The sequence below is a fragment of the Gardnerella sp. KA00255 genome, assembly GCF_049244095.1.
Taxonomy (GTDB): domain Bacteria; phylum Actinomycetota; class Actinomycetes; order Actinomycetales; family Bifidobacteriaceae; genus Bifidobacterium; species Bifidobacterium vaginale_F.
In genome coordinates this window covers 1,223,601-1,246,936 of the sequence record NZ_CP058374.1, presented here as the reverse complement: position 1 = coordinate 1,246,936, position 23,336 = coordinate 1,223,601, and the positions used below count along the sequence as shown (strand labels likewise).

Here is a 23,336-nt window from a genome sequence, read left to right as displayed (position 1 = left end):
TTTATTCCCTAAATCTTCACCGATTAAGACTATCCTCGTTAAGCAAAAAATCGAATAGATCCATGGTGATTACTCCACGATTATCTCTTGTAGCATGCAACCCATTTTTCGTAACTACTATCTTTTTGAAAGAATTATCAATATAGTAAAGCGAGCGCTTTTCTTGCAATGATTTTTCTTCCGTCGTCATAGCGAGCGCAGATTGTATATAATATTTTTCACTTCCCAAAGTAGCGATAAAATCTATTTCCAAAGATTTTTGCGCATAAATATCATGGTTATTTTTATCTTTTCGACCAGTATTTTCAGCAATATTCATTTCGCCAATATCTACGTTATATCCGCGATACCTTAACTCGTTGTATATAACATTTTCCATAATATGCGACTCTTCGATTTGCCTAAAATTAAGTAAAGCGTTACGTACTCCAATGTCTTCAAAGTAAATTTTGAACAAGGAATCAATGTATTTTTTGCCCTTAATATTGTACTTTTGAGCTTTGCTTACAAGAAAAGCATCACTGTAGTAGTCTATGAAACGACTAACAGTTTCTGAAGTAATTTCTCCATATCCGTGGCTAATAAACGTGTTAGAAAGTTTCCTTGGATTAACAGGAGCGCCTATTGACGAAGCTACTACTTGCAACGTTTCAGAAAGCGCATGCTCTTTTCGCACTCCGTTTCGCTGAACTACATCTTTTAAATAAGTTTCTTTAACAAGATTTTCAAGATATTTTATTTGTTCCTCAACATTTTGCATTTTAGCTACAAGCGGTATTCCGCCAGTAACAATGTAATCTGCCCAAGATTCTGAAATCGTTTTGCTAGAACTTTCCATGTATTCGGCAAAAGTAAGTGGTTGAACGTGAACTTCTGTGCTTCTCCCCTTAAATTCAGTAACAATGTCTGATGAAAGAAAACGGGAGTTAGATCCAGTAACATATATGTCTAAATTTGCGTGCCTTAAGTAACTGTTAAGTGTTCCAACAAAATTGTCAAGAAATTGCACTTCGTCGAGGAAAATGTAAAACTTGTCGCTATCATTTATTTGCGACGCAATGTAGCGACGGAACACTTTAGCATTGATAATGTAACCAAGTTTTTTATCTGCGATTTTTACTGGCTCGCCATTTGCGAATGGCTCAAGACGATCAATATCTTCGTCTGCATCAAATGCGAACCGAATAATATTATTCTGCAAAACACCTTGAGAAATAAGAGAATTATAGAACAGCTCGTTAAGAATGAACGACTTTCCTGCTCTGCGCACACCAGTAATGATTTTAACCAAGCCATTCCAACTCAGCTGGTTAAGTTTCTTTATGTACCTTTGACGATTGAAAATCATTCGCATTCCTTTTCCTTCCACTTCTATCTTCAATTTAGCAAAGTACTTTGGGTTTTGCAAGATAGACTTAGCGAAAATAGGGCATATTTGGCAATTCTATCTGATATTTTCCAAAGTACTTTGGGTTTTGCGAGATAGACTCAAAAAATAGTGACGATTCACAAGGAATAATGCCAACTCACGAACAACTCGCAAACAACTCACGAACAACTCACAAAAACAAATCGCAAAAACAAAGTATTAGCTGTGAGAAACTGTTATAAAGCATATACTATTAGAAATAAAGTAATAGCAGGAGAAAGAAATGACTAACAAAAACAGCAAAGGTCACAATCACCACATAGTAGTTCTTACCGGAGCAGGCATTTCAACTAGCGCTGGCATTCCTGATTTTCGCGGTCCAGACGGCGTATGGACTAAGCACCCAGAGCAAATGAGTGTTTACGACATAGACGCGTTTTTAAGCAGTGAAGAGGAACGCATTTACTCTTGGCGATGGCAAAAAGAGTCGCCTGTTTGGAACGCTCAGCCGGGAACAGCACATAAAGCGCTTGTAAAACTTGAGAAGGCCGGAATGCTTGACCTTATAGCCACTCAAAATTTTGACGCGCTTCACGAAAAAGCTGGAAACAACCCAGACATCATAGTGAATTTGCACGGTAGTATTGGAACTTCGCACTGCATGAGCTGTCACGCGAGCTATAAAACTGCCGATATTATGCGCGACTTAGACGAACATCCAGATCCGCATTGCAGGCGCGCTCTGCCGTACCGTAGCAATATGCCTTGCAATGGTCTGATTAAAACAGACGTTGTTTATTTTGGAGAAGCACTTCCTGAAGGCGCTATGGAACGCAGTGCGCAAGCAATTGTAAATGCAGATGAATTGTGGGTTATTGGCTCCACGCTAGAAGTATTCCCAGCAGCAAGTCTTGTACCACTAGCAGCGCGTGCAGGAGTGCCAATCACAATAATGAATCTTGGCGCTACGCAATACGACTACTTGGCAGAGCGTATTATTCGCGAAGATATTGCGAAAGCTCTGCCAAAGTTAGTAGACGAAACGATTGCAAAGTGACTATTGCAAAATAACTATCTCAAAGCGATTATTGCAAAATAACAGCGATACCTTCCCAAGGCGAAAGCGTGCCATTTTTAAGCGATGTAAGCGCGTGATTCACGTCATAAGTTGCAAGAAGCACATCATTTTCAGTAAATCTGTCTAAAGTGCGATTCTGCAATAATTGCGCGCTTTCTGTAGGTATAGGAACAGTAGATTCAGTCATATTAACCATCACAAGCATGCGCTCTGTGGAATCTACAGAAGGATTTACAGCAGATTTTTCAGCAGAATCTGAATCGGAATCAGCAGAATCTACAGCAGAATCCTCCTGCTTTTCGCAATCAGATTTAAGCTCGCGAACAAAAGCGTACACGCACTCGTCATCAGCATCAACCAAATTCCAAGAACCTGCGGAAACAATCGGCTCCGAATGACGAAGCGCAATCAAATACTTGTAAAAAGCGTAAACAGAATCCGAATCTTCCATCTGCTCAGCCGCATTAATGTCTACATAATTAGGGTTCACACTAATCCACGGCTCTGCGTTATTTTTCGAACTAATATTAAATGGCATGAATCCCGCATATTTAGAAGCATTCCACTGCATCGGAGTTCGAGAATTGTCGCGACCACGCTTCGCGAGCGCATCCATCATCGACTCAGCCGACTGAATATGCGCTTCTTCTACGCGCTGCTTAAACATATTCAACGCTTCCAAATCGCGATACTGCTCGAGACGCGTAAAGTGCGCGTTAGTCATACCGATTTCCTCACCCTGATACACGTAAGGAGTACCGCGATGCATGTGAAGAAGCATTGCAATCGCCTTAGCGGAGCGAACTCGCATCTCGTCGCTAGACTCACTACCCCAGCGAGAAAGCGCACGCGGCTGATCGTGATTATTAAAGAACAAGCTCGCCCAACCAGCCTCACTAACAGCTTGCTGCTGCTCAGCCATCACGCGCTTTAATGCCGTAAGCTTAAGCGGCACAGGATTCCATTTAGTACCGTTTTCGCAATCAATATCCACGTGATTAAACAAGAACAACATGTCAAGTTCACTGTGAGCAGGATCCGTAATATACGTGTTTCGATGAGCTGAAATTCCAGGAGCTTCGCCAACAGTAAGATAACCTTCGCTCCCTTCGAAAACTTTTGCACGCATCTCACGCAAGAATTCGTCTAAACGAGGACCGTCTGAGCAGAATGGGAATGGCGAAGAGTACCCGTCAGCACCAGCTGGAAAATCTTCAATCTGACAACCAGCCTCGCCCGGCAAGCGTCCTTCAGAATCAACATGCTTGGAAATTTGCGTAATCACATCCATACGGAAGCCGTCAATTCCGCGATCCATCCACCAATTCATCATCTTGTACACGGCAGCGCGAACCGCAGGATTTTCCCAATTCAAATCTGGCTGCTTTGGCGAATACTGGTGAAGGAAGTATTCACCGCGCTTTGAATCGTAAGTCCACGCAGAACCGCCGAAATACGAGCCCCACTTATTTGGCTCCGCGCCCGGCTCACCAGGCACACAACCTTCACGCGCAGGCCTCCACCAATACCAATCCGCGTAATCACTCGAAGCATCTCTTGAAGCCTGGAACCAAGCGTGCTCGTCGGAAGTGTGATTTACTACTAAATCCATCACAACTTTAAGACCGCGCTCGTGAGCTCCAGCCAAAAGCTCGTCCATATCTTCCAAAGTTCCGAAAAGCGGATCAATATCCTGATAGTCGGAAATATCGTAACCGTTATCGTCTTGTGGGGACTTGTAAACAGGACTGAGCCAAAGCACGTCAACGCCTAAATCAGCCAAATAGTCGAGGCGAGAAGTGATTCCCTTCAAATCGCCGATTCCGTCGCCGTTCGTATCCTGGAAGCTTCGCGGATAAATCTGATACACTACAGCATTTGCCCACCAAGGGTTTGGCGTAGCGCCGTTTGTGCGCACGGATTCTGGCAAATTCGCTCGGTCAAAAGTAGTCATTTAATCCCCATTAATTTAGATTATTTATAACGTTTACAATTCTATACTTTAATTATCTTTGGATTTTGAAAGCAACGCTAAAGTATTACTGACCATCTCAGAATACTTGCGAATAATTTTGGAATTAGTATGAGCATTGGAGAATAATTCATCATGATTCCCCGCTCTTACCAAAACCAAAGAAACAGACAATCCATCAACCCAATAAATAAGTAGCAAATTTGGCTGCACATGCAACTCACGATACCCCTTCCAACTACCAGTAAGAGCATGATCACGGTATTTACTCTTTAATAGCTGTTGATTATTATCTATAAGAGCCTGAAATACAGCAAGAAAATCTTCAGTATCAATATGCTTTTTACGAATCTTTTTGTAGTCATTATCAAATGACTTAATTGTAAGAAGACGTCTCTTTTCACAGACCATTTAAGTAATCCATCATATCAGAAGCAGTATGTGATTCATGAGTGAATTCGCGATTTTGAACTTGCCTGCGAGCTTCCTTGTTTTTATTTTCAATGGCTTCTTCAATATACTTTTGAAGTTGTTCCTCAAGCGATTGGTAGTGCTCAAAATCTTCACGATCAATAATGAAGTACATTGGTTGATTGTTTTTTAAAACCGTAACTGGCATACCAGAACTTACCTTGGCAAAAGCCTGTGCAGATTTACCATTACTAAAAGCACTAATAGGAACCATAGTGCTTATTGGAGCGACTGTAACCATACCTATTACCCTAACTTTTCTACAGATAATCCACGCATATACTTAATACATGTATATTTACTATACTTTTTACAAGTATATATGAAAGTTACTATACTTGTAAATATTGTAGTTAAAGTACTATAAAAAGCGGCCCGTAGTAAAAACTACGAGCCGTTCCTCCTTCTCATTCAGGGTACGAATTGTAGACCACTCTCCAAATCACTGCTGATTATGCAATTTGAATGCAAGTTCCGCCAAATGAACTCCGTGCGTTAAGAACTCGTGAGTGCGGCAAACATAATCATTTTCGCGACCAAGTTTCGCAATATATCCGTTGATGTAATCAACTTCCGTTTCGCGGCCGCGACTCATATCTTGGTACATAGAAGGATAGTGCAAAGGATTTGCCACGCGGCTCACGTAATCGATAGCCTCCAGCTCCTGCTGACGCGTGTTAACCATACGAATTCCTGCGCGATCGCACACATCGTACGCCTCGTTAATAAGCTGTCGAGCCATATCCATAGCCCCAGGATAAGAAATAAACTGACCCATCTGAATCTGATACATTGTGCACAAAGTGTTAACTACGGAATTAAAAATCACCTTAGCCATGCACGTGCCCTTGAAATCTTCCGTAATTGTAGGATTCAAACCAGCAGCTTTAAAATCGTCTCGCATAGCAAGCTCAACATCGCTCACCTGCTCATTCAACGCGCACATATTCATTGTGCCAACGCCGACTTTACCAATAAAATCAACATCGCCCGGGCCATTCAAAACGGTTGCAATCATTGCAGTACCGCCGTAAATACGATCATCCGAGAAATATTGCTGAAGCTTTTCAAAATGACCCCAACCGTTCATTGCAGCAAACACAACCTGATGCTCTTTAAACAAATGCTTGCAACGCTCCAACATTTCCGCAAGCTGCATCTGCTTCATAAACACGATCCACACATCTGGATTGCCGTCATACTCTTCAGGGGTATACATATTGATTGGCACAAGATGACGATTTTCATGATCTCGGCTCACCATTACGCCGCCTTGCTCGCGAACTTTATTCACATTTTTATCCCAGGCGTCAATGAAATCAACATGAATACCGGCCGTTTCCTGCAACAAAACGCCATAGCGATATCCCATAGCTCCCGAACCGATCATTGCATATTTCATGCCACTCATAGTGACACCTCCTTTTAGATAAAACTGTGCTTAGGCGAGATTCATGTTAGTGGAATTACGTCGAAGCGACTGATATATAAAAAGCAGCAAACCAACAGTGTTGCTGAATTAGCCGACTGCTTTTTGTTTTTATAGCATATTACACAGTTTTAGGAGAATGTCAAAATTCTTATAAATTTAATTTTCATATGTCGTATGCTGTAAATGAGAAAATCATAATAGTGTGATACGAAATATTTATTAAAATAACGATTTATAACGCAACTATTTATACGAGCGGCGGTGACGAAATGAATATTAGCGATGAACTAAATGGTAATAATGCGGAGAAAAATTCTTACGAATCGCATATCGGTCGTGAATCGCATGTTGTGCCTGGTTATTTTGGTGAGCCTTTAAAAGTTACAAATGCACAGTATTCGCAAGGTAATGCTTCAGCTCATCCAACGCATCCGCTACTTTTGCTTCTTCACGGTTGGGGCTCTAATGAGGAAGATTTATTGGATTTGTTGCGAGTGGTGGCACCATACAATGATGCAATTGCTTTACGTGCTCCACTTAAGCTGGCGGAAGGCGCTTACAGTTGGTTCCATGATGCTGTGCCTCAGCGAGAAGATTTAGATTACGACATGTATGCTGCTGCTGTCTCAATCGACGAGTGGGTGCGTGAAAATATTCCAACAAATCGTGAGATTGTGCCATTTGGTTTTTCGCAAGGAGCTGCGCTCGCAGTGCATGTTTTGCGTTTGAATCCTTCGCGCTACCGTGCTGCCGTTTCGCTTTCTGGGTTTATAGCTCCTAATACTCCTGCTTCTGCATCTGAAATTGCTTTGAAAGACGACGATTTAGCAGATCGTAATACTCCAGTATTTTTCGGCTACGGATTAGAAGATGACGTGATTCCTCCTTACGAATTTTCGGCTGCTGCAGCTTGGCTTGAAGAGCACACTTGGCTTGAAGAGCGTCGTTATCGCGGACTGGATCATGCTGTTGACATGAACGAAATTGGCGATATTCGCAAATGGTTCGTCACTCATGATATTTCTTCTGGGCTTATGTAAATTTATTTAGGTTTATGTAGATTTATTCGATTTCGTTTACTCCTTAATTTGTAAAGTGATTTGTAAAGTGATTTCATGAATATGCGCGATGAGATAGTATTTGCAATGAATCAAGCCTTGGATTTGGCTCGAGAGTCTGCTTCTGCAGGCGAAGTTCCAGTTGGAGCAGTTGTGCTTGACGGTGATGGCAATGTTATTGGCAAAGGTGCAAATATGCGAGAGCAGAATGCTGATCCTTTGGCTCATGCTGAAGTGCTTGCTATGAAATCTGCTGCGATTTCGCGTAAATCTTGGAATCTATCTGACTGCACTCTGGTAGTAACTCTTGAACCTTGCCCTATGTGCGCTGGAGCTGTGTTGCAAACGAGACTTAAGCGCGTAATTTTTGGCGCATGGGATGCAAAGCTCGGAGCTTGCGGATCCGTTTGGGATATTTTGCGAGATTCTCATGTAGGATCACGACCGGAAGTTATTGGTTCAGTATGCGAATCTGAGTGCGCTCAACTCTTGCGAAACTTTTTCGAAAATCACCGATAATTGTGAATTAATACATATCTATTTGCGAAGTATGCCTTGCTATTAGTTGGCAGAGATTTGAGATTTTTCGCAGAGAATAGAACTTGACTTCAAGTAAACAAAACCAAGAACACTTCCCCGAATTTGTTTACTTACACACCCAATAAGTAAACAAAACCAAGAACACTCCCCCGAATTTGTTTACTTACACACCCAATAAGTAAACAAAACCAAGAACACTCCCCCGAATTTGTTTACTTACACACCCAATAAGTAAACAAAACCAAGAACACTACCCCGAATTTGTGTACTTACACACCAAATAAGCGCGACGACTTGCTTTGCTATTCACGAGGCAGAGATTTGAGATTTTTCGCCCAGAGCGAAATGAACCTCAGCATCTTTGGTACAGCAAACATCAGAAGGCACAGAAAAAAATAACCCCGGCTGTGCGTACCGGGGTTCAAAAAGAGAAAGGAAAATATGAATAAAAAACCTAAACAATTCATTAAGTTTTTCGCTACTATTATGAAAACACACAATCCTTAATAATGTTCGTATATTACCTGAGAATTACCTGAGAAAACTCTGTTTTTATGCTGATTTTCTCCAAAAATCTGCCATTTTCACCATGTAATCGCCAGCTAACAACTAAAGCAATCAATTATTCGCTTAAATCAGCACGATAGAAATGCTCATAGGAACGCGATGGGGTTGGGCCACGCTGACCTTGATAGTGCGAGCCGTTAACAGCCGAACCGTATGGATTTTCGCATGGTGAGCTTAACTGGAAGAAGCACATTTGCCCAATCTTCATTCCAGGCCAAAGCTTAACTGGCAAAGTACTGACGTTCGAAAGTTCCAAAGTAATATGTCCTTCAAAACCAGGATCAATGAATCCGGCTGTTGAATGGGTTAAAATTCCCAAGCGACCAAGCGAACTCTTGCCTTCCAAGCGAGCTGCGATCGTATTGTCAAGCTTCACATACTCCCACGTGGCACCGAGCGCAAACTCTCCAGGATGCAAAATCCAAGGTTCATCAGGAGCTACTTCAAACTGTTCTGTAAGCTCACCCTGATTTTCAGCCGGATCTACATACGTGTAAGCGTGATTGTTAAACAGACGGAAGAATCGGTCAAGCCGCACATCAATCGACGCAGGCTGCACCATTTGTGGGGTCCATGGGGTCAAATCAATATGACCCTCGTCATGAGCTTTGAGAATGTCGCGATCAGACAACAGCATAACGTCATATCTCCTTGCGATAAAGCTTATACATCAGCAACTTCATTGTTCGCACGAAATATTCTTTACGCCTATTTTGCGCGAAAATTACAATATGCACAATTGTAGCGCGTGCCGCGGTCTGCACTTAATCACAAAAGATTATGCGTAAAGAATTGAACGGGACGAATATAAAAATACGAAAACGTGCATGATGAACCTGTAGGCAAATCCTATAAATTAAACTTCGTAAAATTACGAAAGTAGAATCATAGGAAATCCTACAGGCACGCTACATCATACACGTTTAGAACGTTAGCTGTCCAGATTTGCTAATTGCACAGATTTACTACTGCACATCGCAAATCCGCCTTAAATTAAACAGCCCTCTTAAATTAAGCAGTCGCTTTAAATTAAACAGCCGCCTTAAATTAAGCCGCCTTTGTCAAAGCACGCGCAGATTTACGCCAAGCAATAAAGCGAAGCACGCATTTACGCAGCTCAGAACCAATTAGCACAACCATCGAAAGACCTAGGCATTCGAACCATTCAGTCCAGTCAAGCGGCACAGTGCCAAATGGCTCATTCAGGAATGGTATGTAGATTACAGCTAGCTGAAGCACTACGGAAACACCTATAGCGCCCCAAAGCCAACGGTTTGCAAACAATCCCACGAACACGCTTTGCAAATGCGAGCGCGATGCAAGAGCATTCAACATTTGAGCAAACACAAGAATGGTGAAGCCCATTGTGCGAGCGTGAGTGAGCTGAGCGGCATGATCCATAATTCCAACAGAACGATCCGTAAATAATCCGCCTGCCAAATGCATATCCATGCCAATCAAAGTGATAGCAGCCATCAGCACGCCGATAAATACAATATCGCCCCACATCGGTCGGTCAATAACGCTATCCGTGAGCTTTCGAGGCTTTCGATCCATTACATCGTCAGTTTGCGGATCAACACCCATCGCGAGCGCAGGAGCCGCGTCCGTAAGCAGATTAATCCACAAAAGCTGCGTTGCGAGCAAAGGCAAAGTTACGCCAACAGAATTTGGTTGCGTAATTCCCAACGCTCCAGCGAAAACAACGCCACCAAAAACAGTGAATACTTCGCCAACGTTAGAGCTAAGCAAGTATCGCAAGAATTTACGAATATTGTCGAAAATTCCGCGGCCTTCGCGCACTGCTGCAACAATTGTAGAGAAGTTATCGTCAGCCAAAATCATCTTGGCAGACTCTTTAGTTACTTCTGTACCGGTAATACCCATTGCCACGCCGATATCGGCAGATTTTACTGCTGGAGCATCGTTCACGCCATCGCCTGTCATAGCAACAATGTTGCCTTGACGTTGAAGCGAAGAAACGATTGCCAACTTGTGCTCAGGAGCTACTCGCGCGTACACGCTAGTTTTACTGATCGCTTCATCAAAAGCAATGTTGTCGTCATCGCGTGAGAGCAAATCGTCAAGTTCGTCGCCTGTAAGCGCATGCTCATCTTTTCCAATAATTCCAAGATCTCGAGCAATACGCGTAGCCGTAAGAGGATGGTCGCCTGTAATCATAACAGTACGGATTCCAGCGCGATGAGCTTGAGCTACACTATCTCGAACTTCAATTCGCGGAGGATCAATAATTCCAACCATGCCGTTCCAAATCAAATCAGATTCTAGTACGTCACTTTGTTCCGCGACGTCCGCGATTTGACCTGCAGCGTTAGAAACCATGCCATCAACTTTTGAAAGACTATCGACTCCAAGCGGCCTATAAGCCATTCCAAGCGTACGGTAGGCTTCTCCTGAAAGACGTTCAACAGTTGCCAAAATATCTTCGCGATCGCCATCAGTAAGCGGACGCACGGCACCAGCTACTGCAATACGCGTGCAATAAGAAAGCAGCACGTCTGGGGCACCTTTAGCGCAGACAATCAGATTTCCAGAATCCGAGCCATCTTTAACAACAACAGACATACGTTTGCGTTCAGAAGTAAAAGGTACTTCCGCAACTCGAGTCAAATGAGCGTAACGCTTGTCTGCTTTTGTTTTACGAGCTGCTACTACTAGCGAAACTTCTGTAGGATCTCCCACAGGCTGCCAACTTTTAGCAGTTTCGTCATAGTGCAAATCGCCGTCGTTAGCTAAGCATCCAGAGCCTAACGCACCTAATACTTCTGTAGCAAGATTTTGCGGCACTGCCAGATCTGCATCCGCAGAACCAATTAATATCATGCGACCTTCAGGCTTGTAACCGCTCCCCGTAAGCTGAACTTCGCCGCTAGGTGTTATTACGCGCTCAACAGTCATCTCATTTCGAGTTAAAGTACCTGTTTTATCGGAGCAAATAACAGAAGCAGAACCAAGTGTTTCCACGGATGAAAGCTTTTTTACAACAGCATGATGCTTCACCATTCGTTGCACGCCAAGAGCCAGAACTACTGTCAAAATCGCAGCTAAACCTTCTGGAACAGCAGCAACAGCGAGGGAAACAGAAAGCAGCAAAGAATCAATAATATCTTGGACAGTATGGAATCCTTCAAGAATCCACATCGACGCAAGAACAACAGCCGCAATAATGCACACCGCTATTCCAAGAACTTTGGAAACGCGTACCATTTCTTTCTCAAGAGGTGTTGCTTCGTCATCTGACTTTGAAAGCATATCCGCGATTTTTCCAACCTGCGTGCGCATACCAGTAGAGGTAACTACAGCGCGGCCAGTTCCTTGCGTAACAGCGGTTCCGTTGAAAACCATATTTGTACGATCGCCTAAAGCTTTTGCAGACGAAAGCGTATTTGGACGTTTGCTTACTGCCACAGATTCGCCTGTAAGACTTGCCTCTGCTACGCGCAATGAAGCCGCTGCTATAAGTCGACCATCTGCAGACACAGCATCGCCTTCGCCAAGCACAAGAATATCTCCAGGAACAACTTCTGAAGTATTAATGCGTACAACGCTGCCATCGCGCAAAACTGAAGTTTGCGGAGCGCTCATCCTAGCTAAAGCTTCGACTGCTTCTTCTGCTCGCGACTCTTGAATGTAGCCAAGCACTGCGTTTGCAATCAAAATAATGATAATTACGATTGAATCGAACGGCAGAATTTCTCCACCGCTGTTTCCTTTATGTTGTGCGCGCTCAACAAACCACGCGATTGCAGAAATAATAGTTGCCGCAATAAGCAAGTAAACGAGCGGATCTTTAAATTGTTCAAGGAATCGTTTCCATGCTGGAATTTTAGGAGCAGCAGCAAGCGCATTCGGACCGAATTGATCAAGTCTTTTCGCAGCTTCCTCAGAGCTTAAACCGCATGAAATATCTACGTTAAGCGATTTAGCTACTTGTTGAACATCACACAATGATGGATCTTTGCTATCAGCTGAGGTGTCAGCCGTTTTATTGGATTGATCAAGAGCGTGATCAACCATATCTTCCCCCTTGGGAGTGCCGCGGAGTAGTCAATAATCGCAATGCTAACGCTATTTTTAGCGCTTCGTATTGTAACTATTGCGCGGTTGTGGAATATTGCAATAGTTTGCAACAATTAAGTACCGTTCTATTATGCCATACAACGCGCCGAGCTTAGAATCAGCGAACTTTACCGGATTCAAAAAGCTATTAATAGCAATGCCTCGGGGGCATGTGAGAATAGGAGTATGGCTACGAAAAAAGGACCGACCAAGGGGTCGGGTGGAAAACATCGCAATGCTTTGCGCGGAAAAGGGCCTACTCCGAAGGCTGAAGATCGCGTGTATCACAAAGCTTATTTTGCTAAGAAAGCTGCTATTAAGCGCACGTTTGCGGATCCGCGTTTGGCTGCGCGCCGCCGAGTGGACAAGCTTGGTAGCGATTCAGACGAGTTGGTAATTGGTCGCAATGCTGCTTTAGAGGCTTTAAGAGTTGGAGTTCCAAGCACGCAATTGTATGTTGCTAATCGCATTGAACACGACGATCGCACGCGCGAAATCGTGAAGTTAGCAGGCATGCAGGGTTTGCGTTTGCTTGAAGCGGATCGCCTTGAGATGGATCGTATTGCGCATAGCACGAATCATCAGGGTATTATTTTGAAAGTTCAGCCTTACCAGTATCACTCTTTGCAAGAGTTGGTTGAACGTGCTGAAAAGAAGTCGCGTGCAATGGAAGCTGCTGACTCTTTGGCTGCTCGCATTAATGCTCGACCATTGTTTATTGCTTTGGACGGCGTTACAGATCCTCAAAATTTGGGTGCTGTTATTCGTTCTGCAGCAGCTTTCGGCGCAAATGGCGTGATTTTGCCTGAGCGTAGAAGTGCTTCCGTAACCGCTGCCGCTTGGAAGGTTTCTGCCGGCGCTGCAGCTCATTTGCCAGTTGCTCGAGTTGTGAATTTAAATAAGGCAATTCAAGGTTTGCGCGAGCGCGGATGGTATGCAATTGGTCTTGACGGCGGCGGCGATAAGCTTGTTGGAGAAACTGGTTTTGAAACCGATCCGCTAGTTGTTGTGCTCGGCTCCGAAGGTAAGGGAATGAGTCGCCTTACACGAGAAGCGTGCGATGCTATTGCCGGAATCCCAATTTCTAACGCGGTTGAATCTCTTAACGCTTCAGTTGCAGCAGGTATTAGCTTGTACGCTGTTGCTAATGCTCGTCGTTTGGCTGCATTGAATCAAAACTAAAAATTTTCAAACTCTAAAATCACGCTTGCACTGTATTGTTACGGTGTTAGCGTGATTTTATTTGGTTGGGGCTTTTATTTGCTGAAGTTTAGTACTGACGCAATTTTGAAAGAAATAATTAAATAGAAATATGCATATTAGTGAAAATACTATAGAAGAAAATAAAACATTTATGAACGAAAATACTATTACTAATACGATTGCTACAGATGCAACCGCAAATACAAGTACAAATACGAATACTCAAAAAACTACAAATACTCCGAAAACAACAAATAAACTATGGCTCGTAAAGCATGCGCGCGCGCTTAGTTTTATTGCGTACATGGCTGTTGTCGCAGTAGTTATGTACTTCCATGAACCGTGGTTCGATGAAGCTCAAAGTTGGCTTATTGCACGCGATTCTTCTTTTGTTGATTTGTTAACTCTTCGCCCACATTATGAAGGCCATCCACCGCTTTGGACTTTGATTCTTTCAATCCCTGCAAAAACAGGAATTCCATACGAAATTGGTCTTAAAGGCGTGCAGCTTCTATGCGTCGCACTTTTAGGCGGTTGGCTTATTTTCCGCGCGCCTTTTAGTAAATTGGCTGTATTCTTACTTCCATTTACGTATTTTTTGTGCTTCCAATATGGCGTTACTTCGCGTCCGTATGCTCTTCTTTGCGCGGCTTTGTTCATGGTTGCGCATTATTGGAAACAGTCTGATTCTAAACCTTCTGATACTTGGAAACTCGCTTTAAGTCTTGTGCTTTTATGCGCAATCAGCGCGTATGGCATTGCTTTAGCAGCAGGTTTCGCTTTGGCGTGGATTTGGCGAGCTACAAAATCTGCAGGAATTAAAAAAGCTTTCGCTGAAATAGTATCTAACACTAACAGATTAGTAAGCTGGATAATCCTTGCTTTAGTTGGAATTGCAAGCATTATTTGCATTTGGCCTGCTTCTAACGCTTTTGCATCACGTGAAACATTCGACGGAAATTCTCCTCTTACGCAATTCTTGTCGTTTATTTTCGTTATGCCATCAGAAAGCATGTTCACTCAATTTGCAGGTGATGTTTCTTTACGTAGACTTACACTAAGCGCACCTTCCGCGATTATTTGCGTTATTATTTCGATTTTAATATGGGCTTTCGCTGTAAGAATCGCTTATCGAAGAGGCATGCTTGTTTCTTTGATACTTCCTTACTTGACTTTTGCAGCAGTTGCCACGCAATATTTCACTTTGCATCACGCAGGAATCGTTTTTGCATTCTTCATAGCTCAGCTTTGGATGTGCATTGCGTGCAAACCACTGGAATCTAAAGATATTCCGGCGATTATTTTTAAGCTATTCAAAGTTGTGAATAAGTCTGCGAATAAAGCTGAAAACAAAACTGAAAATAAAGGCACAAATAAATCTGCCAATGAATCTGCCAGAAGCAAAGTCACCACTAGCGTTATTACAGCCATCATTACTATTGTCTTATTATCCCCAAGCTTAATTTGGAACGCGTATTCTTGCGTTAACGATATTCGATTCGACTATTCAGGTTCGCGAGCGCTTGCACAATTTATCAAGCAAAAACACGCTGAAAATAAGCGATTCGTAACATCTTGGCTACATCAAGACGAAAAAACCGATAAGCAAGGTAATGTTATTGTTCCGGAATTTGAAGATATTCATCAATACTCGTGGCAGCTTATTACAGCAAATCCTTATTTCTCAAAGAATCTTATTGATTGCAGTTATAAGAATAGCTCGTTTATTACGAATGAGCAGATTTCGCGATATCAAGCCTCCGACGAGTTGAACGCTTGCAAGGCAAAGAAAGAGCCAGAATTCTTCGTTACGGAATCAAGCAAACCTTGGTATTACTTTGTTTCGTTAAATTACAATATTGATCATTACACTGATCGTGTTATTGCTGAAACTAAATCTTCCTGGAAATCGAAAATTTCAAAAGGAAAAATTATTGTATATGAGCGTAAAAATAATATCAAAAAATTACAATAATTCGATTTCTGGATGATTCGCCCTAAACTCGTTCGCGTAAGAATTATTGGAATATCCTAGTGCGAAGCCCGTTAGAAGCTCGTAATTTTCTGGAACTGTGAATTCCGAATCTAACGGGTCTCGCCATGTTGCAAGAACTCCTAGAGGGCAAGAGTCGATATCTAAGTCTTTTGCAGCTAAGAATAAAGTTTGTAGCATTAATCCAGCGTCAAGCGCAGAAAAAGGCATAAAATCTTTGCGAGCGAGCACGAATCCTATTAAAGGTGCTCCAAAGGCCTCGAAATTCCTTCTTGTATGCGCATTTCGCGCTTCAAAATCATGCCTGTCTATTCCAAGATGCGAGTACAGCGCTAAGCCGAGTTGTGCGCTTCGTTGTTTCAAATCATCTGGATAAGGCTTACTAACAGGCACATCTCCATTAGGCGCAGCAAAATTCGCGAAGTTCGCTCGTTCTGTTTCGCTAAGTGATTTATCTTTAGATTTGAGCATAGCTTCGCATTTTTCTAAATATGCTTTTACGATGCGATTCTTACGCTCCCCTTGTGCAATTGCCAGCGCGTATGCTCGCGTATTGCTCCAACTTGGGGCTTTCGACGCTGTTTTAAGTATTGAATTTAACGCTTCTTCAGGTATTGGTTTGTCGAGAAAATCACGTGAGGAGAATCGCGCCGATGCTAATTCTGCAAAATCTTTATAAGTCATGTGTATTATTTTATACGAAAATACGAATACACCCCGATTGCAAGCATATTAGCCTACTTTCGGGGTGTTTTCGCTTAAAAGCTAGCGCACTTTAAACACTAACCAGCATAAGCTAGCGCACTTTTACTTACTCTTAGCAAACACTTAGCGCGCGTTTATCATCAACACTTAGCGCACGCTAGCGCGTAATTTACCAGAATCCGAATGGGTCAAAAATGCCGCCGTCGTCATCGTTATCACCGCGAGGCTGCAAATCATCGTCATCGTCATCCTTATCCTTATCGCGCTTATTATCCTTAGGATTTTTCGAATTATTATCGCCTTTATTATTGCGTCCGCGCTGCCTACGTGAATGCGGATCCTTACGCGTTTCTCCCATTACAGAAGCCTCTTCTTGGTTGAAAAGAACATTCAATTTAATAGTTCTTGCGCCACGCACAACAGTTATAGTTGCCTGCTGATTAAACGCTGTTGCTCGCACGTATCCAAGAAGCGAATAATTGCTGGAAACTGGCTCATTGTTGAATGCAACTATATTATCTCCACGGCGAAGTCCAGCTTTAGCTGCAGGCGTGCCAGGAGTTACAGATACTATTTCTGCACCGCCGCGGCTAACGTTACCGGAAGTTACTAATGAATTCTTGATCATAATTCCGAGCGCCACGTGTTTTACAGAACCATTGCTAATGATTTCGTTTACAACTCGTTTCGCTAAGTTTGAAGGAATAGCAAATCCGATTCCAATAGATCCGGAAACATTTGCTTTACTTGAAGCTGCAGCAATAGAAGAATTAATGCCTATAACTTGACCAGCAGCATTGAAGGTTGGACCTCCAGAATTACCAGGATTAATAGCGGCATCGATTTGCACAGAATCTGTAATTATTTCAGAGCGAGAAGTATCGTCCATCACAGAAACAGGCCTATGCAAGGAGGAAACAATGCCTGCTGTTGCAGTGTTCGCATAGCCTAATGGATTACCAATTGCCATTACCGGTTCGCCAACCGCTAAATTATCAGAGTTTGCGAATTGCACAGGCTTAAGATTTCTTGGAGGGTTTACGATTTTTAGAACAGCCAAGTCTGTTGTTTTATCCGTTCCAACAACTTCTGCTTTGTAAATTTCGCCATTAGCCAATGTCACTTGGATTTGCTCTGCGCCTGCAACTACGTGATTATTAGTCACAACATGGCCTTGCGCGTCTACAATCGCACCGGAGCCTTTTCCTTCCATCTTTGATGTGCGCATTTGGATAGACACGACGGAATTGCAAACATTTTTAGCAACATTAACCCAGTTAGGAGCATTGCCGCCTTTAACAATTGCACTACCTTTTCCGCCTGTAACGGTATTAGATGCGCCAATTCCTGAAAGTGAACCGACTTGAGGTATTTGGATAAATCCGTTATTAATAACAAACATTGTCACTACAATGCATACGATTGCTGTAACAAATGCAGATATTACGGCCACAATCATATGCGAGGCGTAATCTGTACTTCCGCTTCCACTTCCATTAGAAGCGCCACGATTGCGATTATTTCGCGAGTCTCGAGGATTCCTTGGGTCTCTTGGATCTCTTGGACCTCTTGAGCCATCTGAATTGGAATTGCCTGAATTAGGTTTTGAAGTACCAAACTGTGAATTTTTTGCCGTACGAGGTTCAGCACTCGGCTCTAGTACAACTTCGTGAGCAGGCTGAGCATCTTGAGGCTGAGCATTATTAACAGGCTGAGTGTTCACTGGCTGCGTATTAACAGGTTGCGTATTTACTGGCTGGCCATTTTGAGCCTGCGTATTCTGATTTTGCGCATCCATATCATCATCAAAATCTGCATAAGGATTCTCAAATCCTAAATAATTATTTTTCATCCCTGAATTTTGATTTTGCTGCCCATTACGCCCATTGCGATTATCGCGCCCATTATTAGCGTTACTAGCATTATTGGCATTATTAGCATTACTAGCATTATTAGCATTATTGTAGCTATTCCCGTTGTAAGGAGGTTGAGGAGGATAAGCGGTTTCGCTTGAGTTTTCGCCAATTTTATAAGCGCCATATTTTGGAGCAAGCCTATACGACTCAGTAGGCTGCTCTTCTTGATAGCCCTGAGCATTCTGATTAGACTGATTGCTTTGATTGGACTGATTGCTTTGATATCCCTGCTGATATCCCTGATTGCCCGGATTACCAGGATTGCCAGGATTACTTTGATTTACCGGATTGCCAGGATTGCCCTGATACCCCTGGCCTAAATCAGGATTTTGTTCGCCGTTATTGTACATTTCACCTGCCATTAATACTCCTTAAAATTCTTTCACTAATAATAAACCAAGCCGTTGTTAAACCATATACAATTCGTAAAAATCGTAAAAATCTTAAACTTATAAGTCGCAAAACAAAAGTTATACATCTACTCGCTTGCTTTTTATATTTTATACATATATATTCATTAAATTGCTGAAAATTTTGTGAGCAAATCCTTTAAATTAACTGTGTTATCGCTAAAAAGTAATAGAGTAAGCTATATGACTAATTTTATTGAATGTCCGCGCGGGGCTGAACCTGGTAAGCCTGGAGACAGGGGCGAATTTTACTTTACTTCCCACACGCGTCTTTCTAACAGCGCTGACGGCAAGGGGCGTGACGGCGCAAGATACGGACGAACCGGCGTAATTCACACGCCTCACGGGGATATTCATACGCCTGCTTTTGTGCCTGTTGCAACTCAAGCCGCTATGAAAGCCGTGCTTCCAGAAACAATCAAAGATTTAGGCGCACAATGCATGCTTTCCAACGCTTTCCACCTTTACGAAAGGCCGGGAGCTGATATTTTAGACGAGGCAGGCGGACTCGCCAAATTCATGAATTGGGATGGCCCTACTTTCACAGATTCCGGCGGATTCCAAGTTCTTTCGCTTGGCGCTGGTTTTAAGAAAACACTAGCTATGGATGTTACGGGCATGAAGTCAGACGATGTTATTGCTGAAGGAAAAGAGCGAATGGCATTCGTCGATGAGGATGGCGTAACGTTTAAATCTCCTCTTAACGGAGCTAAGCATCGTTTTAGTGCCGAAATTTCTATGGGAATTCAGCATAAGCTTGGCGCGGATATTATGTTTGCATTCGATGAGCTTACAACTTTGATGAATACTCGCCGATATCAAGAGGAGTCGGTTGAGCGCACTTTCCGCTGGGCAAAGCGTTGCGTGGCTGAGCATAAGCGTTTAACGCAGGAGCGTTTAGGTAAGCCTTATCAAGCGTTATACGGCGTTGTTCAGGGCGCGAATTACGAGGATTTGCGTAGGCATGCCGCTGAGCAAATCGCTTCTCTTGATTTTGATGGAGTCGGTATTGGCGGCGCAATTGAAAAACGTATTATTGGCGATACTTGCGCTTGGATTTGCGATGCTATGCCGGAAAATCGCCCACGTCATGTGCTCGGTATTGCGGCCGTGGATGATATTTTTGCTTGCGTAGAAAACGGCGGCGACACTTTTGATTGCGTGGCTCCAGCTCGTTGCGGACGTAATGGTGCGATTTTTACTAGACATGGTCGCTACAATGTGAAGCGCGCTGATTTCAAGCATGATCAAGGTCCTCTCGAAGAGGGTTGCGATTGCTACACTTGCACGCATTATTCGCGCATGTATCTGAATCATTTGCTTCGCGCTAAAGAGATGAACGGATACACTCTTGCAACAATCCATAACGAGCGTTTCTTTGTGAAGCTGCTTGACGATATTCGCGATTCGATTGATAACGGTTACTTTGAAGAGTTCAGAGATGAATCGTTGGCTCATTATTATGAGAATGGGTCATGCGCGAATCGACTTGCATGAGCGCTTAAAGCGTAGCGCGCGAATGCACTTCGATTCGCTGAGCTTGCTCAAAGTTGAAAGCACGGTGTGCTTTCAACGCAAGCGAAGACGTTCGCGCGCTTAGACCGCGCGAACGAAACACTTCATCCGCTGCGAAAAATCTCGAATCTCTACCTAGTATGGTTACATTGTTTAGCAAATTTGTGCCAACACACAAGTGTCAATATTTGATAAACGGCTGCAAATATGGTAGCTTTGTGATTTGCATGCGAACGTGGCGGAATGGTAGACGCGCTGTCTTCAGGTGGCAGTGAGTGTATACTCGTGCGGGTTCAAGTCCCGCCGTTCGCACTCTGTGATGTCTCGTCGGGGAGAGTTGATATATCAACGTTTTTCACCTGTTATTACACCTTAAAAATAGGCTAAATGTGCAAATAATATACAAATAATGTGCAAAATCTTATAGTCGACAAAATCCTATAGTAGACAAAATCCCATTAATTACGTATACGCCTCGAGATATACTTAAACGCCTAGTTTTTAAGCATTAAGATATGCTCGCGAAAGTTATAAACGCAACTCGCAAAACGCATATCAGTAATATAAAACTTGCAAAATCAATTACAAAAAAGCAAACGATAGCAGATTGATACCAACTAGAACGGACCAAAATGTCTACGTACTCCTCACAAATCAGCGAAGAACAAGGAAATGTGAATCGCGCTTACGAACGCTTAGATGACTTACGCAAAGATGCGCGCACTCGTCTTGACGCAATTCGAGCAGCAGGTTCACATGGCTCTCCTACTCAGCGTACAGAACGCGACTCTTTTGCAACTATGTACGAAGATCGCCTTATGCAATTGCGCGCTGTAGAAGATCGACTCGTGTTCGGACGCATCGATAGTGCTTCAGGAGTACGCCACTACATTGGCCGCATGGGTTTGCTCGACAAAAATTTGGATTCGCTTTTAACTGACTGGCGTGCTGAAGCTGCACGACCATTCTATGAAGCCACGCCTTCTAATCACGGAGACATCGTTATGCGCAGGCATATCACGCTTCGTTTCCGCGACGTTGTTGGAGTCGAAGATGAAGTGCTCGACGTTAATTCAGATGAAGTAAGTAACGCTTCGGAACGCGGCACTCTTACCGGCGAAGGCGCACTACTCGCATCCCTTGGCTCGCGCAGAACCGGCAAAATGACGGATATTGTTGCCACAATCCAAGCAGAGCAAGATCGTATTATTCGCGCTTCGTTAAATCGCCCTATTGTTGTTCAAGGCGGCCCTGGAACTGGAAAAACAGCCGTCGCTTTGCACCGCGCAGCATACTTGCTCTACACGCATCGCCGAAAACTTGAAAACGCTGGCGTGCTAGTTGTTGGTCCAAGTACAGCATTCTTGCGTTATATTGACCAGGTTCTGCCATCTTTAGGCGAAACTGGGGTTGTAAGTCGCACAATAGCAAATCTTATTCCTGGAATCGAAGCAACCGCTGAAGATAGTCCACAAGTCGCTAAACTCAAAGGCATGTTCCGCATGCACCTAGCTATTTCGAATGCTATCGAAGCTAGAATTCGCGTGCCAAAAGAGCTTCCTACTGTTCGCATAAACGGTTTCGCAATACCTTTAACGCGCGAAGATATTTTACAAGCGCAATCGGATGCTAAAAGCACTCATCAGCCGCACAACCTCGCGCGCACAACCTTTGTTAAATCAGTACTAAGCGCTCTGAAAAATCGTTATATAGAACAATTAGATTACGTTCCCCAAAATTCAGAGCTTGACGACGTTCTATCTCAATTGCGTTTAGACGATAAAATTCGCGTAACTCTTAATTTAGCTTGGCTCCCAATGCGCGGCACTTGGCTTATTGATCAATTATTCTCTAAGCCTCAGCAATTGCGCGCGGCCGCACCATGGCTTTCAGACGAACAAGTGCAATCTTTGACTCGCCCTAAAGGAAGTCCTATTACAAAATCAGATATTCCTCTTTTGGACGAAGCTATGGAATTGCTTGGCCCGGATCCTAAAGGCGAAAATCGCAATGCAGCTCAACAAGCGCAACTTGCAGCCGAGCGTCAAATCGCGTCAGATACTTTAGCTCAAGCTGGTATCGGCAATGGTTTGATAACTGCAGACATGCTTCTTGACAACTTAAACGGATGCGATTCAAGTATTGCAGCTCAGCGCGCTGCAGCGGATCGCGAATGGACTTATGGCCATATTGTTGTGGACGAGGCTCAAGAATTAACGCCAATGGACTGGCGAATGCTTGTTCGCAGATGTCCTTCGCGCTCGTTTACGATTGTTGGCGATGTTGCTCAAACTTCTGCTCTTGGCGGAACTCATAGATGGCATGCGAGTATGAATCCTGTTTTCGGCAAGGATAATTGGGATTTGTACGAGTTGACTATAAATTATCGTAATCCTCGTGAAGTTTCTGAAGCCGCTGGCGATTTAGCAACCAAATCTGGATTGTATATTTCAACCGTTAGCGCTGTTCGTTCTGTTCCAGGCTCTTTAGTTATGCAAAATTATGCGAATGATTCAGATCTTGACGCTTCTCTTGCTAAATATTGCGTGGACTTGTTCCACGAGTTTGTTTCAGATGACGGTACTGGTCGCGTGACGATTATCACGCCTAAATCGATGCTTAAAAAGACTCGAGAACTCGTTTACAATACGCTTCGGGACAATATTTCTAGTTCGCAATGGGAGCAGCTTAACAGGCAGCTTTCTGAGCATTATGACGATGCGCAAGTAAGCGTGTGCAGTGCTGAAGATGTTAAAGGCTTGGAGTATGACGCTGTTGTGCTTATTAAGCCTGAGTTGATTGAGGATGAAGCTTCTTCGCAAATGACTGCCGCTGCAGACGTTTATGTTGCTATGACAAGACCTACTCAGCGCCTAATTGTTCTTAGGTGAGTTTCTCAAATCGCAAACGCTTAAAGCTGCATAGTGCTCTGTAAGTCCACAAAATCGGGGAAGGGTTCTTGATTTTGTGGACTTATTGGGCGTGTCGATAAACAAAATCGGGGAGGTGTTCTTGATTTTGTGGACT

At 43.3% G+C, this 23,336-nt stretch carries 16 protein-coding genes and 1 tRNA gene; 8 read left to right on the top strand and 9 right to left on the bottom strand.

Annotated features, from left to right (window positions below; all coding sequences use genetic code 11):
- Positions 1 to 16: 16 nt before the first annotated feature.
- Positions 17 to 1,354: an ATP-binding protein gene (locus HXT51_RS05005; RefSeq protein ID WP_421776314.1), complete on the bottom strand. Its 1,338-nt coding sequence runs from the start codon at positions 1,352 to 1,354 to the stop codon at positions 17 to 19.
- Positions 1,355 to 1,652: 298 nt separating this feature from the next.
- On the opposite strand from HXT51_RS05005, the gene HXT51_RS05000 reads away from it, so the two are divergent.
- Positions 1,653 to 2,426, top strand: a complete 774-nt coding sequence (locus HXT51_RS05000; protein ID WP_421776313.1) for an SIR2 family NAD-dependent protein deacylase — start codon at positions 1,653 to 1,655, stop codon at positions 2,424 to 2,426.
- Positions 2,427 to 2,454: 28 nt separating this feature from the next.
- On the opposite strand, the gene HXT51_RS04995 is transcribed toward HXT51_RS05000, so the two are convergent.
- From HXT51_RS04995 to HXT51_RS04980, 4 genes are all read right to left on the bottom strand, one after another.
- The gene (locus HXT51_RS04995) at positions 2,455 to 4,401 is read right to left on the bottom strand and encodes an alpha-glucosidase (protein ID WP_421776312.1); all 1,947 of its coding nucleotides are present in this window, start codon (positions 4,399 to 4,401) and stop codon (positions 2,455 to 2,457) included.
- Positions 4,402 to 4,449: 48 nt separating this feature from the next.
- The gene (locus tag HXT51_RS04990; RefSeq protein ID WP_415706410.1) at positions 4,450 to 4,830 is read right to left on the bottom strand and encodes a type II toxin-antitoxin system YafQ family toxin; all 381 of its coding nucleotides are present in this window, start codon (positions 4,828 to 4,830) and stop codon (positions 4,450 to 4,452) included.
- On the bottom strand, positions 4,820 to 5,131 hold the full coding sequence (locus tag HXT51_RS04985) for a prevent-host-death family protein (RefSeq protein ID WP_415706411.1): 312 nt from the start codon (positions 5,129 to 5,131) through the stop codon (positions 4,820 to 4,822). Before HXT51_RS04985 ends, HXT51_RS04990 begins: the two co-directional genes overlap by 11 nt.
- A 201-nt stretch (positions 5,132 to 5,332) precedes the next feature.
- Positions 5,333 to 6,301, bottom strand: coding sequence for a ketopantoate reductase family protein (locus HXT51_RS04980; RefSeq protein WP_421776311.1), 969 nt, complete (start codon positions 6,299 to 6,301; stop codon positions 5,333 to 5,335).
- Positions 6,302 to 6,591: 290 nt separating this feature from the next.
- On the opposite strand from HXT51_RS04980, the gene HXT51_RS04975 reads away from it, so the two are divergent.
- Together HXT51_RS04975 and HXT51_RS04970 are read left to right on the top strand one after the other, a co-directional pair.
- Positions 6,592 to 7,362 (top strand): alpha/beta hydrolase, encoded by a 771-nt coding sequence (locus HXT51_RS04975; RefSeq protein ID WP_421776310.1) that lies wholly within the window; start codon positions 6,592 to 6,594, stop codon positions 7,360 to 7,362.
- 75 nt (positions 7,363 to 7,437) lie between these two features.
- Positions 7,438 to 7,899 carry a nucleoside deaminase gene (locus HXT51_RS04970; RefSeq protein ID WP_421776309.1) on the top strand — a complete coding sequence of 154 codons (462 nt, stop codon included), beginning with the start codon at positions 7,438 to 7,440 and terminating at the stop codon, positions 7,897 to 7,899.
- A gap of 643 nt (positions 7,900 to 8,542) precedes the next feature.
- Here the strand turns inward: HXT51_RS04970 and dcd are convergent.
- Both dcd and HXT51_RS04960 read right to left on the bottom strand, forming a co-directional pair.
- Positions 8,543 to 9,124: a dCTP deaminase gene (dcd, locus tag HXT51_RS04965; protein ID WP_421776308.1), complete on the bottom strand. Its 582-nt coding sequence runs from the start codon at positions 9,122 to 9,124 to the stop codon at positions 8,543 to 8,545.
- Between the two features lie 410 nt (positions 9,125 to 9,534).
- Positions 9,535 to 12,525, bottom strand: a complete 2,991-nt coding sequence (locus HXT51_RS04960; protein ID WP_421776307.1) for a cation-translocating P-type ATPase — start codon at positions 12,523 to 12,525, stop codon at positions 9,535 to 9,537.
- Between the two features lie 228 nt (positions 12,526 to 12,753).
- Here HXT51_RS04960 and rlmB point away from each other — a divergent pair, with 228 nt between their 5' ends.
- On the top strand, positions 12,754 to 13,749 hold the full coding sequence (gene rlmB / locus HXT51_RS04955) for a 23S rRNA (guanosine(2251)-2'-O)-methyltransferase RlmB (RefSeq protein ID WP_421776306.1): 996 nt from the start codon (positions 12,754 to 12,756) through the stop codon (positions 13,747 to 13,749).
- A 130-nt stretch (positions 13,750 to 13,879) separates the two neighbouring features.
- Positions 13,880 to 15,745: an ABC transporter ATP-binding protein gene (locus tag HXT51_RS04950; RefSeq protein WP_421776305.1), complete on the top strand. Its 1,866-nt coding sequence runs from the start codon at positions 13,880 to 13,882 to the stop codon at positions 15,743 to 15,745.
- Here the strand turns inward: HXT51_RS04950 and HXT51_RS04945 are convergent.
- Together HXT51_RS04945 and HXT51_RS04940 are read right to left on the bottom strand one after the other, a co-directional pair.
- Positions 15,737 to 16,447, bottom strand: a complete 711-nt coding sequence (locus tag HXT51_RS04945) for a nitroreductase family protein (protein ID WP_421776304.1) — start codon at positions 16,445 to 16,447, stop codon at positions 15,737 to 15,739. The two genes, HXT51_RS04950 and HXT51_RS04945, sit on opposite strands and share 9 nt — an antisense overlap.
- Before the next feature lie 190 nt (positions 16,448 to 16,637).
- On the bottom strand, positions 16,638 to 18,746 hold the full coding sequence (locus HXT51_RS04940) for a S1C family serine protease (RefSeq protein ID WP_421776303.1): 2,109 nt from the start codon (positions 18,744 to 18,746) through the stop codon (positions 16,638 to 16,640).
- A 231-nt stretch (positions 18,747 to 18,977) separates the two neighbouring features.
- Here HXT51_RS04940 and tgt point away from each other — a divergent pair, with 231 nt between their 5' ends.
- The 3 genes from tgt (at position 18,978) to HXT51_RS04925 (ending at position 23,200) form a co-directional block, all read left to right on the top strand.
- Positions 18,978 to 20,291 carry a tRNA guanosine(34) transglycosylase Tgt gene (gene tgt / locus HXT51_RS04935; RefSeq protein WP_103085077.1) on the top strand — a complete coding sequence of 438 codons (1,314 nt, stop codon included), beginning with the start codon at positions 18,978 to 18,980 and terminating at the stop codon, positions 20,289 to 20,291.
- Positions 20,292 to 20,538: 247 nt separating this feature from the next.
- Positions 20,539 to 20,621, top strand: a tRNA-Leu gene (locus HXT51_RS04930).
- A 320-nt stretch (positions 20,622 to 20,941) separates the two neighbouring features.
- On the top strand, positions 20,942 to 23,200 hold the full coding sequence (locus HXT51_RS04925; RefSeq protein WP_421776302.1) for a HelD family protein: 2,259 nt from the start codon (positions 20,942 to 20,944) through the stop codon (positions 23,198 to 23,200).
- Positions 23,201 to 23,336: the final 136 nt, after the last annotated feature.

Excerpts from the sequence above, each read along its gene's own strand:
- HXT51_RS04945 (WP_421776304.1), bottom strand. The coding sequence starts at position 16,447 with ATGACTTATAAAGATTTTGCAGAATTAGCATCGGCGCGATTCTCCTCA.
- HXT51_RS04980 (WP_421776311.1), bottom strand. The coding sequence starts at position 6,301 with ATGAGTGGCATGAAATATGCAATGATCGGTTCGGGAGCTATGGGATAT.
- rlmB (WP_421776306.1), top strand. The coding sequence starts at position 12,754 with ATGGCTACGAAAAAAGGACCGACCAAGGGGTCGGGTGGAAAACATCGC.
- HXT51_RS04990 (WP_415706410.1), bottom strand. The coding sequence starts at position 4,830 with ATGGTCTGTGAAAAGAGACGTCTTCTTACAATTAAGTCATTTGATAAT.
- HXT51_RS04960 (WP_421776307.1), bottom strand. The coding sequence starts at position 12,525 with ATGGTTGATCACGCTCTTGATCAATCCAATAAAACGGCTGACACCTCA.
- HXT51_RS04940 (WP_421776303.1), bottom strand. The coding sequence starts at position 18,746 with ATGGCAGGTGAAATGTACAATAACGGCGAACAAAATCCTGATTTAGGC.
- HXT51_RS04985 (WP_415706411.1), bottom strand. The coding sequence starts at position 5,131 with ATGGTTACAGTCGCTCCAATAAGCACTATGGTTCCTATTAGTGCTTTT.
- HXT51_RS04925 (WP_421776302.1), top strand. The coding sequence starts at position 20,942 with ATGTCTACGTACTCCTCACAAATCAGCGAAGAACAAGGAAATGTGAAT.
- HXT51_RS05005 (WP_421776314.1), bottom strand. The coding sequence starts at position 1,354 with ATGCGAATGATTTTCAATCGTCAAAGGTACATAAAGAAACTTAACCAG.
- HXT51_RS04970 (WP_421776309.1), top strand. The coding sequence starts at position 7,438 with ATGAATATGCGCGATGAGATAGTATTTGCAATGAATCAAGCCTTGGAT.
- HXT51_RS05000 (WP_421776313.1), top strand. The coding sequence starts at position 1,653 with ATGACTAACAAAAACAGCAAAGGTCACAATCACCACATAGTAGTTCTT.
- HXT51_RS04950 (WP_421776305.1), top strand. The coding sequence starts at position 13,880 with ATGCATATTAGTGAAAATACTATAGAAGAAAATAAAACATTTATGAAC.
- dcd (WP_421776308.1), bottom strand. The coding sequence starts at position 9,124 with ATGCTGTTGTCTGATCGCGACATTCTCAAAGCTCATGACGAGGGTCAT.
- HXT51_RS04975 (WP_421776310.1), top strand. The coding sequence starts at position 6,592 with ATGAATATTAGCGATGAACTAAATGGTAATAATGCGGAGAAAAATTCT.
- tgt (WP_103085077.1), top strand. The coding sequence starts at position 18,978 with ATGACTAATTTTATTGAATGTCCGCGCGGGGCTGAACCTGGTAAGCCT.
- HXT51_RS04995 (WP_421776312.1), bottom strand. The coding sequence starts at position 4,401 with ATGACTACTTTTGACCGAGCGAATTTGCCAGAATCCGTGCGCACAAAC.